Source organism: Kribbella sp. NPDC051586 (assembly GCF_044453965.1).
Lineage (GTDB): Bacteria > Actinomycetota > Actinomycetes > Propionibacteriales > Kribbellaceae > Kribbella.
Genome location: NZ_JBITDF010000001.1, coordinates 282,615 through 297,006, shown reverse-complemented (window position 1 = coordinate 297,006; position 14,392 = coordinate 282,615). Strand labels below are relative to the sequence as shown.

Sequence of the window (14,392 nt, the reverse complement as noted above, 5' to 3'; positions counted from 1 at the left end):
CTGCGTGTGGTGATCGCCGAGGACTCGGTGCTGCTGCGTGAGGGCATCGTGCGGCTGCTGGAGGAGCAGGACTGCACGGTGGTCGCGGCGGTCGGGGACGGCGACGCGCTGCTGAAGGCTGTCGAGGCGCACCGGCCCGACGTGTGCGTGGTCGACGTACGGATGCCGCCGACGTTCACCGACGAGGGGCTGCGGGCAGCGCTGGTGATCCGCGAGCAGTACGCGGACGTCGGCGTACTGGTGTTGTCGCAGTACGTCGAGGAGCGGTACGCGAGCGAGCTGATCGGCGGGAATCCGGGTGGAGTCGGATACCTGCTGAAGGATCGGGTTGCCGATGTGGATCAGTTCATCGACGGACTGCGCCGGGTCGCGGACGGTGGCGCGGCGCTGGATCCGGAGGTGATCTCGCAGCTGCTGGTGCGCTCGCGCCGGGTGGATCCACTGGCTGTACTCAGTCCGCGGGAACAGGACGTTCTCCGGGCGATGGCGGAGGGCAAGTCGAACGGCGGGATCGCGCAGGCGCTGGTCGTGGGTGAGGGCGCCGTCGAGAAGCACATCAGCAACATCTTCCTGAAGCTCAACCTCACGCCGACCGACGGGGAGCATCGCCGGGTGCTCGCTGTCCTCAAGTTCCTCGGCACGTGATGACGAGCGCGCAGCGAAGGATGCTGATCATCGGACTGGTGCCGTTGCTGGTGCTTGTCGTCATCGGGTCCGCGGTGACGGTGTCGTTGATCCGGGGCAAGCTGTCCTACAGCTACTCGGCCGCCTTCGCGCCGGGCGCCGACGGGGTGCGGATCACGGCCGACGTGCCGACCCAGGTGCTGGCCAGCGTCGACGGGCAGGTGCATGTGAGCGTCGACGGGACATATGCCGAGCAGAAGCCGGACCTGAAGGTGTCGACGGTCGGCGGCCGGTTGCTCGTCGAGACCAGATGCCCGGACGCGCATTGCTCGGTCGATCTGACCGTGGAGGTGCCGACGGCCGCGGCAGTCCAGGCGAAGGTAGACAGCGCCTCGGTCAACGTGGTCGGCGTCTCGTCGCCGCTGACCCTGGCGGTCAGCGACGGGTCGGCCGACCTGATCCGGGTGCGGAGTCCACAGGTGTCGGTGGACGTCCAGCGCGGGTCGGCCACGCTGAGCTTCGACAGCCCGCCCGACCGGATCGCGGCGACCACGAGCGACGGATCGCTGACGGTGCAGGTGCCGCAAACCGCGACGTACGCGATCGATGCGGTGGCCGCGCAGGGGTCCACCGACTTCCACGTCCCGGACGATCCCACTTCGACCCGCCACATCTACTTGCGATCCAGCTACGGCAGCATCACCATCCAGTAGCTACAACGCCGCGCAGAAGGTCTTCGCCTTCGTCGTGATGGACGACCAGTTGGCGGCCGCGACGTCGGCCGGGGAGACGACGTCGGTGCCCGCGCTCACGGCCAGGGCGCCGGCGGCGAGGAAGTCGTGAGCGTTGGTGGCATTGACGCCGCCGGAGGGGATCAGCGGTACGCCGGGGAACGGGCCGTTCAGGTCCTTGAAGTACTTCGGCCCGAGGTGGTGGGCGGGGAAGATCTTCACGGCGGTCGAGCCGAGAGCCAACGCCGTCATCACCTCGGAGGGCGTGAAGGCGCCCAGTACGGCGGGGATCCCCGCGGCGCGCGCTGCCTCGGCGATCGCGGCCGCCCCGGGACCCTGGCCGGGGGTGACGAGGAACTGGGCGCCGGCGTCGATCGCCCGGGTTGCCTGGTCGGCGGTTTGCACGGTGCCGGCGCCGACGACCGCCCCGGTCTCGGCGGCCGTGGTGGCGGCGCGTTCCAGGTGCCGCGGCAGGTCGGGGGTGGTGTAGGTGAGCTCGACGACATGGATGCCGCCGGCAACCAATGCGGCGCAGAGGTCGCGGGCGTCGGAGATCTCCGGGGCGCGGACGACGGTCAGCACCCGGTCGGCTCGAAGCAGCTCCAAGGTGTTCACGGCAGGTTCCTCTCAGCTGGTGGTACGGCGAATGGCGTGGCCGGGGCGGGCCGACGTTCGGTGCGAGTCGTCGATGACGGGGGCACCGTTGACGAACACGTACGGGATGCCTTCGGCCTGTTGACGGGGCTCGGGGAAGGTGGCGGCGTCGCGGACGCTGTCGGGGTCGAAGAGAACCAGGTCCGCGGCGTAGCCCTCGCGAACGAAGCCCCGGTCGGGGAGGCGCAGGCGACGGGCCGGGCGGCCGGTGAGGTGGTGGATGCAGTCGGCGAGCTCGAGTACGCCGAGCTCGCGGACATAGTGCGCGAGGTACCGCGGAAAGGTGCCCCACGAGCGCGGGTGGGGTTTGCCGCCGACCAGGATCCCGTCGGAGCCGCCGGTGTGCGACGGGTGCCGCATGATCGCGCGGACGTTCTCCTCGTGGCCGACGTGCTGCAGGATCGAAGTGGCGAGGTCGTCGCCGACCAGGATGTCGAAGAAGATATCGGCCGCGGGAGTGCCGGAGCGCGCCGAAAGCTCAGCGATGGTGTGACCGACGGCGTCGGCCAGCAGCGGGTTGCGGACCCCGCCGATCTCGATCGTCTCCCACTCGACGACGCAACCGTGGCACCCGTCCGAGCCGACCTGCTCGAGTTCGTACGTGATCTTCGACCGCGCCGCCGGATCCTGAAGCCTGGCCAGCAACGCGTCCGGTCCGCCCTCGGCGGTCCAGCTCGGCAGGATCGCGGCCAGGGTGGTTGCCCCGGGCAAGTACGGGTAGGTGTCGGTGGTCAGGTCGACCCCGCTCGCGAGGGCCTCGTCGATCATGGCGACGAGGTCGGCCCCGCGGCCCGCGTTCGGCGCGAAGTTCATCACCGCGTGCGTCAGGTGCAGCGCGCAGCCGGAACGGCGGGCCACGTCGACCATCTCGCCGTACGCCTCGAGCGCACCTTTGCCGTACGAGCGTTGATGCGGCGCGTAGTACCCGCCGTACTGCGCGACGACCTCGCAGAGCGCGACGAGCTCGTCGGTGTCGGCGAACATGCCGGGTGTGTAGGTCAGCCCGCTGCTCATCCCGACCGCGCCGTCGCGCAGGCCGTCGGCGAGCAGCTGCTTCATCGTGGCAAGCTCCGCGGCGGTCGCTGGACGGTTGGAGGTGCCAACGACCATCATCCGCAGCGTGCCCTGCGGGACGAGATACGCCGCGTTGCAGGCGATGCCCTCGTCGAGACGGTCGAGGTACCCGGCAACCGTCGACCAGTTGAAGTCGAAGTCGTCGGGCTCGCCGTTCCAGCCGGCGATCTGACGGCGTACGACGGCCCGGGTCGGATCGTCGATGGGTGCGAACGAGAGCCCGTCCTGGCCGAGCACCTCCAGCGTGACGCCCTGGCTGACCTTCGCGGTGTGGTCCGGGTTGACCAGGATCTGCAGGTCCGAGTGCGAGTGCATGTCGATGAAACCGGGCGAGAGCACCAGCCCGTCGGCGTCGATGGTCCGATGCGCGGCAGGCAGGTTGTTGCCGATGGCCACGATCCGCCCGGCGTCGACCGCGACGTCGGCGTGGTATCCGGGCGACCCGGAGCCGTCGATGACCAGCGCCCCCGTGATGAGTAGATCCGTCATCTCAGAAGAACGTCCGGACCAGGTCGACGATCACCGGATCGGCCGCGTCGGGGTCGTCGATGACCGGGATCAGGCCCCACTTGTCGAACGCCGTACAGGGATGGGAGAGGCCGACGCGGAGTTCGTCGCCGATCACGACCGGTTGCTCGTCGCCGAAGTGCAGGTAGCCGTGCTGGTCGTTCAGGTTGGTGACGGTCATGCCGGTGGCCGGCAGGATGGGCGAACCCTCGGATCGCGGCCGGATCAGCTGCGGTTCGGGCCAGTCCTGGTCGAACGGGAAGTCGCGACGCCCGCCGTCGAAGATCGCCAGGCCGGGCTCGGGCTGGGAGGTGATCCGCATCCAGCCGTGCATCGCCGATACGAGCTGCTCGCCGTCCGTGCGCGGGTTCGCGCCGAGCGGCGACACCCGGCGGTAGAGCCCGTCGTCGTGCGTGATGTACGCACCGGACCGCAGTACGACCCGGGCGCCGTCGCCGGCCTCCGAGGCGAGGACCTTCGCGACCTGCTCGAAGTACTGGCTCCCGCCCGCACTGACGATGGGTACGACGTCCGCGTCGTACACGCTCTTGAGCCGGTGGTGGACCTCGGCCAGATCGCGCAGGTACGCGCGGACCTCCTCGAGGTTGGCCTCGTCGACGCCGTGGCCGATCGCGCCCTCGTACCCGGCCACGCCGACGAGCCGCAGCGTCGACGCGTCGGCGATCGCGTTGCCGACGGCCAGCGCGGTCTCGGCGTCGCGGGCACCGGTCCGGCCGCCGATGCCGCCGACCTCGACCATCACGTCGAGCGGACGCGCGTCGGGTCCGACGTACGCCGACCTGGCCGCCTCCATGATCTCGACGGTGCGGACCGAGTCGGCCCACACCATCACCTCGAACGACGGGTCGGCGGCGAGCTCGTCGGCGATCCAGCGCAGTTGGAGCGGGGAAATGACCGCGTTCGCGATCAGCACCCGCTGTACGCCGTACGCACGGGCGACGCCGAGCTGGAAGCCGTTGGCGAGCGTGATCGCCCAGGCGCCGGCGTCGAGCTGCATCGCCCAGAGCGCGGGCGCCATCGTGGTCTTGCCGTGCGGCGCGAGCTCGACGCCGTGGCGCTTGCACCAGGTGTCGAGGGTGTCGACGTTGTGCCGCAGGCCGGGCGCGGACAGCGTCATCAGCGGGGTGGGCAGTTGGGACAGCCGCGGCCGGCCGGCCAGGACCTCGGCGACGGTCCGGCCCCAGAAGGCGGGTGGAAAAGCCTTGTCCTGCCAACTCACCTGCTGATCGGCAAGAGCGGCGACGGCGGCGGCATCGTAAGCAGGCATCTGATCCCCTGGGGTCGAAGTTGCAGAATACGCAACGCTCATTGCGTATTCTGACTCGTCGGTTGTAGCATCACGGCCAAAGTTGCGTCAACGCACACCTATCCCATCACCCCGCCGCCAAGGAGTGCCGATGCCCGAACCGCTCCCTGAGACGGCAGCTGTCTGCATCGGCGAGGCGATGATCATGCTGGCCGGCGGGCCGGGGCCGCTCGCGGACGTCGAGGTGTTCCGGCGGTCGGTGGGCGGCGCGGAGTGCAATGTCGCCGGTGGGCTCGCCGCTCTGGGCGTTCCGACCGCCTGGATCTCGCGGCTGGGCGACGACGGCTTCGGCCAGCATGTACTGCGGGACTTGCAGAAGCGCGGCGTCGAAGTCGGAGGTGTGGAGCAGGATCCGGTTCGTCCGACGGCGCTGTACGTCAAGGAGTCGGAGGACGGCCGGTCGCGGATGCACTACTACCGGACCGGCTCGGCGGCAGCCGCAATGGATCCAGGGTTCCTGGACCGGCCCGCTGTGAGCGAGCGACTCACGCAAGCCCGGCTCGTACACACAACCGGCATCACTGCGGCGATCTCTGCGACCAGTGCGCAGATGCTGGAGCGGCTCGCGACCGAGCCGAGGTCCTTCCTGCTGAGTGTGGATCTGAACTGGCGGCCGATGCTGTGGCGGGACAAGGACCCGGCGCCGTTGTGGCGGTTGCTGAAGGCGGCCGACATCGTGCTGATCGGTGCGGATGAGGCGGAGGTCTTTGCCGGGACTGGCGACCCGGACGGGCTCTACGAGCGCATCGGCGCCTCCACGTTGGTGGTGAAGAACGACGCGCACACTGCGACGGTGATCGAGCCGGACGGCCGCACTGACGTGCCGGCGTTGTCGGTAGACGTCGTGGAGACCGTCGGGGCAGGGGATGCGTTTGCGGCGGGGTTCCTGGCAGGGACGCTGGGTGGGCTGCCGATGGTTCAGCGGCTGCGGCTGGGACACCTGACTGCCGCGGCTGTATTGACGGCGCCCGAGGATCACGCGCCGCCCCCGGCGCCGGAAGTGCGTGAGCGGCTGCTGACCTGCACCGACGAGGAGTGGGCGGCCACGAAGATCGGCCCGGCATGAGTCAGAGCCTCGGGCGGGCCCTGCAGATCCTCACCAGCCTCGGCGAGGGTGAGCGATCGCTGGACCAGCTCGCCGGTGAGCTGGGGGTGCACAAGACGACAGTGTTGCGGCTCCTGCGCACCATGGAGGCTGACCGGTTCGTCCGGCGCGACGCCGCGCACCGGTACCGGCTGGGGTCGCGACTGTTCGCCCTCGCGGATGTTGCGCGCGAACAACACGTCGTACGCGAAGTCGCCGCGCCGTACCTGCGTGAGCTGAACCAGAAGACCGGCCAGACCGTCCACCTGGCCGCGTGGGAGAACAATGAGGTCATCTACGTCGACAAGCTCGACAGTGTGCGCTCGGTGCGGATGTACTCACAGATCGGCGTACCGGCTGCGCTGCACTGCACAGCGGTCGGCAAGGTCCTGCTCGCCGCGCAGCCCAAGCGGCGGCGGGAGGCGTTGATCGAGGCGCTGGACTACCACGTTTACACCCCGAACACGATCACTGACCCTGGCCGGCTGCGGGACGAGCTGGACACGGCAAGAGAGCGTGGCTGGGCCCAGGACAAGGCGGAGCACGAGGCGTTCATCAACTGCATCGGTGCGCCGCTGAAGGACGGCGCCGGCCGCGTTGTGGGGGCCGTGTCGCTGTCGGTTCCCGACGTACTGCTGAACTATGAGCAGGTGCTCGAACTGCTACCCGAGCTGCTCGCCACCGCCAACGCGATCAGTGCCGACTACAACTGATCAGTGCCGACTACAACTGAGAGGTGTCAGACCTGATGTCCGACAAGACCGTCGTCTCCACCACCGACGCGCCGCCGCCGATGCCCGTGTTCTCCCAGGGCGTCCGCAAGGGCAACATCCTGCAGGTGTCCGGCCAGGGGTCGGTCGACCCGGCCAGCGGCGACTTCGTCTTCCACGGTGACGTGAAGGCGCAGACCACCCGGGTCCTGCAGAACATCGAGGCGATCCTGAAGGCCGGCGGGGGGAGTATCGACGATGTCGTGATGCTGCGCGTCTACCTCACCGAGCGCGACAACTTCGCCGCGATGAACGAGGCGTACGCCGACTTCGTGTCGACCCGCACCCCGAGCGGCGTGCTGCCGTCGCGTACCACCGTCTTCACCGGCCTGCCGCTCGCGGACATGCTGGTCGAGATCGACGCGCTCGCCGTTCTGAGCTGATTCACCCGAAGCCCGGGCCAGGTGGTCCGGGCTTCGAATTGCCCGCGCGCTTTCCCGTATGGCGGGATATGATTTCACGATGCAGGAAACCCGGGGTTCGGTGCAGTCGATCGACCGTGCTGTGGCGATCCTGCGGTGTTTCGACGCGCGTACTCCGGATCTCGGGATCAGTGATCTGGCCCGGGCAACCGGTCTGTCCACGAGCACGGTGCATCGGCTGCTGCTGGCCATGCAGGAGAACGGACTCGTCCGGCAGACGGCCCACCGGCGGTACGCGATCGGTCCGCTGGTCGTGCAGCTCGCGCACAGCGGTGGGATTCCGGCCGGCCTCCGCGACGCCGCCATGCCGGTGCTCCGTGCACTCCGCGATGACACAGGGGAGACCGCGGCCGTGCACGAGTTGCTGCCGTCCGGGCAGCGCGTCGTATTGGACCAGGTCGAGAGTCACCACCAGTTGCGCCGTACCTACACGGAATTCGGTCTACCGGTCGCGTTACCGCTCGGTGCGCCGGGGAAGTCGCTGCTCGCGTTCCTGCCGTTCGAGCGGCAGCAGGAGGTCCTGAAGGGGCCGCTCGAGCAGGTACAGCCGGCGACCATCACCGATCCGGAGGTGCTGGCCGAGCAGTTCGCGGACATCCGTCGGCGCGGGTTCGCGATGTCGAGGACCGAGCGGACGGCGGGGATCTGCAGTGTGGCGGCGCCGGTGTTCGGCTACTCCGGGCAGGTGGCCGGCTGTCTGAGTGTGTCCGGCCCCGAGACGCGGATGCCGGTCGAGCGGATGGAGGAGTTCGGGATGAGGGTCGTCGCGGGTGCCTGGTCGGTGTCGGAGTTGCTGGGTGCCACCCCGGCCGCACGGGACCGCAGTACGGCGCTGGCCGGCGGCCGGTGATGTCCCAGGCCCGAAGTCTTCTGAAGATCGCACCCGCGGTCTATCTGCCCGCTCTGCTGTACGGAATCGGCCAGGGCGCCATCGCGCCGGTCGTAGCGCTCTCGGCCACTCATCTGGGCGCCTCGGTTGCTGTCGCCGGTCTGGTCGTCGCGGCAGCCGGACTGGGCCAGGTGATCGGTGACATCCCAGCAGGTGCGCTGACGAACCGCATCGGTGAACGCAGGGCCATGCTCGGCGCGACAGTCCTGGTTGCGATCGCGCTGGCCGCATGTCTCGTCGTTCCGAATGTCTGGGGCCTGGCCATCGCCATCGGCTGCACCGGACTCGCCGGTGCGGTCTGGGGCCTGGCCCGGCAGGCGTATCTGAGTGAGGCCGTTCCGATCGAGCTCCGCGCTCGCGCACTGTCGACGCTGGGCGGCGTACAGCGCATCGGCTCCTTCATCGGCCCGTTCCTCGGTGCGGGCGTGATGAAGTTCCTCGGTACGGACGGCGCCTACTGGGTCCACCTGGTGGCCGCACTACTGGCTTGTGCGGTCCTGGTGAGCCTGCCGGATGTCGCACACACCCGCGACCACAGACCGGTCGCAGCACAGTCCACCTGGGTCGTCATCCGCGACCACCTCCCCGTACTGCGGACTCTCGGCGTCGGTGCGCTACTGGTAGGAGCAGTCCGGGCCTCGCGGCAGGTGGTGATCCCGCTGTGGGCGCTGCACATCGGACTGGATCCGCAGACGACCAGCATCATCTTCGGACTGTCCGGTGCGGTGGACATGCTGCTGTTCTATCCAGCCGGCTCGGTGATGGACCGGCTAGGCCGCAAGTGGGTCGCCGTACCGTCGATGTTCGTGCTGGGACTCGCGCACCTTCTACTGCCGCTCACGCACACCGCTGTCACGCTGACCCTGGTCGCGATGCTGATGGGGATCGGGAACGGGCTGGGCGCCGGCGTGATCATGACACTGGGCGCGGACGCGTCGCCGCCGGTCGGCCGGGCCCAGTTCCTCGGGGCGTTCCGGCTCTTCGCGGATACCGGCAACGGGGCAGGACCGTTGCTGCTGGCCGGTGCGACCGCCCTGCTCGGTCTCGGGCCCGCCATCGTCATCATGGCGGGCACCGGCTGGGCTGCGGCCACCGCGATGAGCCGCTGGATCCCACCGCATCCGGCGCGCTCCGACTGAGGTGGGTCACTGGTTCAGATAGGCCAGCACAGCGCGGACGCGGCGATGTGACTCGTCGTCCGGAGGGAGGTCGAGCTTGGTCAGGATGTTCGTGATGTGCTTCTCCACCGAGGCCGGGGCGAGCACCAGTTCCGAGCAGATCGCCGAGTTCGACAAGCCCTGGGCGACCAGGCCGAGGACCTCGCGTTCCCGTGGGGTCAGCGCACCGATGCCCTGATCGCCGCTGTTGCGCGCGAACAGCTGCCGGATCACCTCGGGGTCCATCGCCGTACCGCCCGCCGCCACCCGTTCGATCGCGTCCAGGAAGTCGTCGAGCGCTGTCACCCGATCCTTGAGCAGGTAGCCGACCGCGCCGTGCCCGTCGGCCAGCAACTCGGCCGCGTACACGCGCTCGACGTACTGGGACAAGATCAGCACCGGAGCCGTCGGCCGGCGCGCACGGATCGCGAGGGTGGCTCGCAGGCCCTCGTCGCGGAAACCGGGCGGTAGGCGTACGTCGACGATGGAGAGGTCGGGCTCGTACTCCTCGACGGCGGTCTCCAGCGCCGGTGCGCTGTCGACGGCCGCGACCACGGTGTGCCCTGTGTCGGTCAGCATCCGGACCAGGCCGTCGCGCAGGAGCAAGAGGTCTTCGGCGATCACGATGCGCATGGCAACTCCGTGAGGACGACGGTCGGGCCGCCAGGTGGACTGGTGATGGTCAGCGTGCCGTCCAGAGCCTCGACCCTGCGACGCAGGCCGACCAGCCCGGATCCGGCCGGGTCGGTCCCGCCGCGGCCGTCGTCACGGACCTCGACCTGAAGGCGTTCCGGCGTACGACGGACGACGACTGCGCACTCGGATGCCGCACTGTGCTTGGCGGCGTTCGCCAGCGCCTCCGCGACCACGAAGTAGGCCGCCGACTCGACGGCGGCCGGAAGCCGGCCGGCGTCCGCCGCATCGATGGTGACGGGCATCGGGGCATCGCCGGCCAGCGCGACGAGTGCGGCGGCCAGTCCGCGGTCGGTGAGGATCGGCGGATGAATGCCGCGGACGAGGCGGCGGAGCTCGGCGAGGGCGTCGTCGAGTTGGCGACGGGCGGTCCGGACGCCCTGCTGGACAGGATCGTCCTCGGGCACAGCCGTTCGCAGCCGGCGCTCGGTCAGCGCCAGCGTCATCCCGGCCGCGACGATCCGGGCCTGGGCACCGTCGTGCAGGTCCCGCTCGATCCGCTGCAGCTCGGCGGCCTGTGCGTCCACCACCCGGCGGCGGGTGTCGGCCAGCTCGACCGCCCGGTCCGCGAGCCGCTGGCGTGGGCCCGGTCCCAGCAGCTGCTCGGCAATGGTTGCCTGGAGCATCGAAATCCGGCGGACCAGCCAGGCGGAGAGCGGGGTCAGCGACAGCCCGATCGGAACCAGCAGCAGCAACCCGGGCACGGTGTTGACGAAGAAGTCGATTCCCGGCGGGGCGTTCGGGTTCGGGACGAAGCCCAGCCAGAGCGGTGCGAGCGCCATCCCCGTGGTCACCAGGGCCGCGATCGTGCCGATCAGGCCGATCCCGGTCCCCAGCGGGAACAGCAGCACGAGCCAGGCCAGGTCCCGCCAGGTCGCCGCCTGCCGGGCCAGTGCCCGGCCGCTGGTCCACGGGTTCCGCGTGCTCACGGTTTCGTACGGCGCGGCGACCCGCCGGCCGAGGACCCAGCCGGCCCGGCGCCGTTCCCCGCCGGCGATCCGGCGGGTCACCCAGGTCACCGGGACGAAGACCGGCGGGCCGAGGTACGTGATCGACAGCAGGCTGCAGATCACCGTGGTCACCACGACCCAGAACAGGGCGACGGGCCCGACCAGGACGCCGGCGACCAGCGACGCGAATCCCCTGACCGTACGACGAAGCACAGGCCCAAACCTAGCGGCCGGAGGGCGGATCACAGGCCGGGAAGGGACCGGCGCCGGATCACCAGGTGGGCGGGGACGGCGCCGGCGACGATCCCGAGGGCGGCCACGCCGCCCAGCAGACCGAAGTACCGCAACGGCTCGGCGAACAGCCGCCACCGACCGTCCTGGCCGACGCTGAACGCGCCGACCACGATCCCGGTGATCAGGCAACCGATCATCAGCGCGACCGCGACGGTGATGACCGTCTCCCGTGCGAGCAGACGGTGGAGCTGTGGACCGGTCGCCCCGGCCAGCCGCAGCCCGGTGAATTCCCGCCGCCGCGCCCCGGTCGAGACCGCGAACGTGTTGACCACCGCGATCGCGGTGAAGCCCAGCGAGATCAGGACCATCAGCTCCCACGCGCCCTGCTGCTTGCTCGCGTCACCCGGCTTGCTCGCCGTGTCGCTGACGACGGTCAGGCCGGGCCGGTCCGCGTGGATCGTCCGACCCAGCGTGTCCGGTCCGGTCAGGTGGAGCGCGCCGACCAGCCCACGCGGATCGTGTTCGACGACCAGGCCGGCCGGCAGCACCAGCTCGCCGAAACCGCGCCAATTGCCGTAGACGGCGATCACCGTGAGTTCCTTGCGCGTCCCGTCGGCCAGCCACAGGGGAATCCGGTCGCCGACCTTCCAGCCGCGCTGTTCCGCGATCGGCCGGCTGACGGCCACAGCGTCGTCGCGCAGGTCCAGCCGGCCGGACACCACGTCCAGATCGACGACAGCGCGCCCAGCCGACCGGAGTCCCTGAGCAGGATGGTGCTTGGGCTTGCCGCCCTCGTCGAGGATCACCTGCGTCGGCACGGTGGCCGCGGAACCCGCGACGTCCGGCGCGGACGCCAGCCGGATCGCAGTCCAAGGGGCAGACCGTCGCCGCTGACGCTGACGGTCGCCGCCGCGGTCCGGGCGGCCTCCTGATCAGCGGTGACCTTGGCGAGGATGTCGCCGTTGGCCAGCATCGTTGCGTTGACGGCGAACATCAGCGTCAGCGGAATCGCCACACCGGCGATCCGCCGGATCTCGGCCCGGCTGATCGCGGCCGCGACCCGGCCGGTGACCCCGGTCAGGGCGACCGGCCGGGACACCACGGCGGTCAGGAGCCGGACCACGACCGGCCCGGCGGCCGCCGCCGCGCAGAGCAGCAGCGAACTCGAGATGAACCCCATGCCCATCCCGAACGGCCCACCCAACGGCACCAGGATCAGCACAGCCGCGGCGCCGCCGGCCAGTACTGCGGCGACGACGACCCGCACGACCCATCCGCAGGCGGCTTCGGTCACCGTCTCTTGCAGTGCTTGCGTCGGAGCGATCTTGACCGTACGGCGGACGGCCACCCGCGTGGACACCTGCGACACCACAAGGCCGACCACTGCCGCGCCGATCAGCACCAGCGGATCGAGGCTGACGGCGAACTGCGCCGGCACCGCGCCGAGGTCACGCAGCCGGGTGGCGATCAGATGCGCGGCGACGATCCCCAGCGGCAGCGCCGGTACCGCCGCAACCAGCGTGACCAGGGCGTTCTCGAGCCCCAGCATCCGCCGCAACTGACCAGGGGTCGCACCGATGGTGCGGAGCAGAGCGAGTTCGCGCAACCGCTGCCGGACCCCGAGCGAGATCGTGCCGGTCAGCACGAACATCGCGGTGAACCCGGTGATACCCAGCACGAACCCGAAGATCGAGATGGCGGCGACGTAGTCCGGCACCGCACCCGGCAGATCCGCCATCGCCTTGTCGTGCCCCGTGCGTACCGGGAAACCACCCGCGGCCCTGCGCAGATCGGCGATCAGCCGGCCCCGATCCACCGACCCGTCGGCCAGTACGCCGATCGCGGTCGGTCCGGCCAGTCCGGACAACTCGCTGACGTCCTGATCCGCAACGAAGACGGCGGCTTGTCCCGGCACCTCGGTCGCAGCAGCGGCCACGCCGGCCAGGCGGAGGTCGCGTTCACCTGTCCTGTCGCTCAGATGGATCTGCTGACCCAGCCGCAGGCCCGCCGCGAGGCTCTTCTCGACAACCACCTCGCCCGGACCGGGCGCCGTACCGGCGGTCAAGCTGTACGGCGCCAACTGTGCCGACTGCCAGCCGTGAGCGACGACGGAACCGCGTTGTGGTGCGTGCAGCGGCCGGCCGGCCGACTCGAGCGCAACGGGAAAGGCGAAGTCCGCCACCGCGTGGGCCGTTCCGGGAATGCCGGCAACGGTTGCGGTCAACTCAGCAGGCAGGACGGGAGCACCGGTGAGCTGTTCGCTCTTGGTCTTGACCTTGACCTTGTCCTTCTTGTCCTTGGTCGTGCTGAGGACCACCGACCGCTCACCCGACACCATCGCCGCCGCGGCGCCGAAGCGGCTCTGCGCTGTCCCCGCGGTCAGCACGGAGAAGAGCAGCAGGCCGCCGCCGGCGAGCAGGGCGATCGCGAGCAGCGCGGTCAGGAAGGTTCCGGCGAACGCACCGAGGCGCTTCCGGGTGGTCGCGGCCGCGAGCCGGAGGCTCATCGGGTCAGCTCCGTCATCCGCGTCGCCACCACGTCCGCGGTGGGAGCGGTCAGGTCGCCGGCCAGCCGGCCGTCGGCGAGGAAGACCACCCGGTCGGCCCAGGCCGCGGCAGCCGGATCGTGAGTCACCATCACGATCGTCGCGGCGAACTCGTCCACGAAGCGGCGCAGCAGTCCGAGTACTTCGCGGCCCGTCGCGAGGTCCAGGGCACCGGTCGGCTCGTCGCCGAAGATGACCTCCGGCCGCGCGGCCAGCGCCCGGGCCAGGGCCACGCGCTGCTGCTGACCGCCCGACAGTTGCCCGGGCCGTGCGTGCTCACGACCCCGCAGGCCGACTCGATCGAGCACCTCGCGGGCCCAGTCCCGGTCCGGGCTGACGCCGGCGAAGCGCTGCGGCAGTACGACGTTCTCCAGGACGGTCAGCGCATCGACCAGGTTGAACGCCTGGAACACGAAACCGACATGGCGCCGACGTACCGTGGTCAGCTTCGGCTCGCGCAGCGCGCCGACGTCCTTCCCGGCCAGGGAGACCCGGCCGGACGTGGGCCGGTCGAGGCCGGCGGCGCAGTGCAGCAGGGTCGACTTGCCCGATCCGGACGGCCCCATCACCGCTGTGAAGGATCCCCGGGCGAAGCTCGTGGTGACGTCGTCGAGCGCCCGGACGCCGGTCCGGCCGGGATAGATCTTGGAGACCTCGGTCAGTTCGACCACGTCGCCGGTGTGGGGCCGCTGGGACTTCCGCCTGAACATCATGCGGTCGATCCTTCGCGA

15 protein-coding genes are annotated in these 14,392 nt (G+C 70.1%); 7 read left to right on the top strand and 8 right to left on the bottom strand.

Translation table 11 applies throughout. From position 1 onward, the window contains the following. A complete protein-coding gene (locus tag ACIA58_RS01495) occupies nucleotides 1-645 on the top strand; it encodes a response regulator (RefSeq protein ID WP_396403291.1) in 645 nt (214 codons plus the stop codon). Between the two features lie 20 nt (nucleotides 646-665). Then, nucleotides 666-1,337, top strand: coding sequence for a DUF4097 family beta strand repeat-containing protein (locus ACIA58_RS01490; RefSeq protein ID WP_396401626.1), 672 nt, complete (start codon nucleotides 666-668; stop codon nucleotides 1,335-1,337). Here ACIA58_RS01490 and ACIA58_RS01485 read toward each other — a convergent pair whose 3' ends face one another. From ACIA58_RS01485 to ACIA58_RS01475, 3 genes are read right to left on the bottom strand one after another with little or no spacing between them, the layout of a single operon-like run. Then, nucleotides 1,338-1,970, bottom strand: coding sequence for a bifunctional 4-hydroxy-2-oxoglutarate aldolase/2-dehydro-3-deoxy-phosphogluconate aldolase (locus tag ACIA58_RS01485; RefSeq protein ID WP_396401625.1), 633 nt, complete (start codon nucleotides 1,968-1,970; stop codon nucleotides 1,338-1,340). It lies immediately after the preceding gene. Nucleotides 1,971-1,982: 12 nt separating this feature from the next. Then, on the bottom strand, nucleotides 1,983-3,572 hold the full coding sequence (locus ACIA58_RS01480) for an amidohydrolase family protein (RefSeq protein ID WP_396401624.1): 1,590 nt from the start codon (nucleotides 3,570-3,572) through the stop codon (nucleotides 1,983-1,985). A gap of 1 nt (nucleotide 3,573) precedes the next feature. Next, nucleotides 3,574-4,878 carry an amino acid deaminase gene (locus ACIA58_RS01475; protein ID WP_396401623.1) on the bottom strand — a complete coding sequence of 435 codons (1,305 nt, stop codon included), beginning with the start codon at nucleotides 4,876-4,878 and terminating at the stop codon, nucleotides 3,574-3,576. Nucleotides 4,879-5,008: 130 nt separating this feature from the next. Between ACIA58_RS01475 and ACIA58_RS01470 the strand changes: the two genes are divergently transcribed. The 5 genes from ACIA58_RS01470 (at nucleotide 5,009) to ACIA58_RS01450 (ending at nucleotide 9,221) form a co-directional block, all read left to right on the top strand. Beyond that, nucleotides 5,009-5,983, top strand: a complete 975-nt coding sequence (locus ACIA58_RS01470; protein WP_396401622.1) for a sugar kinase — start codon at nucleotides 5,009-5,011, stop codon at nucleotides 5,981-5,983. Further along, the gene (locus ACIA58_RS01465) at nucleotides 5,980-6,714 is read left to right on the top strand and encodes an IclR family transcriptional regulator (RefSeq protein WP_396401621.1); all 735 of its coding nucleotides are present in this window, start codon (nucleotides 5,980-5,982) and stop codon (nucleotides 6,712-6,714) included. The genes ACIA58_RS01470 and ACIA58_RS01465 overlap by 4 nt, the downstream gene beginning before the upstream one ends. Nucleotides 6,715-6,749: 35 nt before the next feature. Continuing rightward, a complete protein-coding gene (locus ACIA58_RS01460; RefSeq protein ID WP_396401620.1) occupies nucleotides 6,750-7,154 on the top strand; it encodes a RidA family protein in 405 nt (134 codons plus the stop codon). A 79-nt stretch (nucleotides 7,155-7,233) separates the two neighbouring features. Next, nucleotides 7,234-8,043, top strand: a complete 810-nt coding sequence (locus ACIA58_RS01455; protein ID WP_396401619.1) for an IclR family transcriptional regulator — start codon at nucleotides 7,234-7,236, stop codon at nucleotides 8,041-8,043. Continuing rightward, complete coding sequence (locus ACIA58_RS01450; protein WP_396401618.1) at nucleotides 8,043-9,221, top strand: MFS transporter; 1,179 nt, start codon at nucleotides 8,043-8,045, stop codon at nucleotides 9,219-9,221. The genes ACIA58_RS01455 and ACIA58_RS01450 overlap by 1 nt, the downstream gene beginning before the upstream one ends. Nucleotides 9,222-9,227: 6 nt before the next feature. On the opposite strand, the gene ACIA58_RS01445 is transcribed toward ACIA58_RS01450, so the two are convergent. Genes ACIA58_RS01445 through ACIA58_RS01425 form a run of 5 tightly spaced genes read right to left on the bottom strand, consistent with a single transcriptional unit; the run spans nucleotide 9,228 to nucleotide 14,374 of the window. Next, the gene (locus tag ACIA58_RS01445) at nucleotides 9,228-9,872 is read right to left on the bottom strand and encodes a response regulator (RefSeq protein ID WP_396401617.1); all 645 of its coding nucleotides are present in this window, start codon (nucleotides 9,870-9,872) and stop codon (nucleotides 9,228-9,230) included. Continuing rightward, nucleotides 9,860-11,095 carry a sensor histidine kinase gene (locus ACIA58_RS01440; protein ID WP_396401616.1) on the bottom strand — a complete coding sequence of 412 codons (1,236 nt, stop codon included), beginning with the start codon at nucleotides 11,093-11,095 and terminating at the stop codon, nucleotides 9,860-9,862. Before ACIA58_RS01440 ends, ACIA58_RS01445 begins: the two co-directional genes overlap by 13 nt. A 29-nt stretch (nucleotides 11,096-11,124) precedes the next feature. Further along, nucleotides 11,125-11,934 carry an FtsX-like permease family protein gene (locus tag ACIA58_RS01435; protein ID WP_396401615.1) on the bottom strand — a complete coding sequence of 270 codons (810 nt, stop codon included), beginning with the start codon at nucleotides 11,932-11,934 and terminating at the stop codon, nucleotides 11,125-11,127. Continuing rightward, entirely contained in the window at nucleotides 11,919-13,622 is a 1,704-nt protein-coding gene (locus tag ACIA58_RS01430; RefSeq protein WP_396401614.1) for an ABC transporter permease, read from the bottom strand. Before ACIA58_RS01430 ends, ACIA58_RS01435 begins: the two co-directional genes overlap by 16 nt. Then, entirely contained in the window at nucleotides 13,619-14,374 is a 756-nt protein-coding gene (locus ACIA58_RS01425; RefSeq protein WP_396401613.1) for an ABC transporter ATP-binding protein, read from the bottom strand. The genes ACIA58_RS01430 and ACIA58_RS01425 overlap by 4 nt, the downstream gene beginning before the upstream one ends. Nucleotides 14,375-14,392: the final 18 nt, after the last annotated feature.

Coding starts and splice junctions, on each gene's coding strand:
- ACIA58_RS01490 (WP_396401626.1), top strand. CDS start 666: ATGCTGATCATCGGACTGGTGCCGTTGCTGGTGCTTGTCGTCATCGGG.
- ACIA58_RS01480 (WP_396401624.1), bottom strand. CDS start 3,572: ATGACGGATCTACTCATCACGGGGGCGCTGGTCATCGACGGCTCCGGG.
- ACIA58_RS01475 (WP_396401623.1), bottom strand. CDS start 4,878: ATGCCTGCTTACGATGCCGCCGCCGTCGCCGCTCTTGCCGATCAGCAG.
- ACIA58_RS01470 (WP_396401622.1), top strand. CDS start 5,009: ATGCCCGAACCGCTCCCTGAGACGGCAGCTGTCTGCATCGGCGAGGCG.
- ACIA58_RS01465 (WP_396401621.1), top strand. CDS start 5,980: ATGAGTCAGAGCCTCGGGCGGGCCCTGCAGATCCTCACCAGCCTCGGC.
- ACIA58_RS01460 (WP_396401620.1), top strand. CDS start 6,750: ATGTCCGACAAGACCGTCGTCTCCACCACCGACGCGCCGCCGCCGATG.
- ACIA58_RS01455 (WP_396401619.1), top strand. CDS start 7,234: ATGCAGGAAACCCGGGGTTCGGTGCAGTCGATCGACCGTGCTGTGGCG.
- ACIA58_RS01450 (WP_396401618.1), top strand. CDS start 8,043: ATGTCCCAGGCCCGAAGTCTTCTGAAGATCGCACCCGCGGTCTATCTG.
- ACIA58_RS01445 (WP_396401617.1), bottom strand. CDS start 9,872: ATGCGCATCGTGATCGCCGAAGACCTCTTGCTCCTGCGCGACGGCCTG.
- ACIA58_RS01430 (WP_396401614.1), bottom strand. CDS start 13,622: ATGAGCCTCCGGCTCGCGGCCGCGACCACCCGGAAGCGCCTCGGTGCG.
- ACIA58_RS01425 (WP_396401613.1), bottom strand. CDS start 14,374: ATGATGTTCAGGCGGAAGTCCCAGCGGCCCCACACCGGCGACGTGGTC.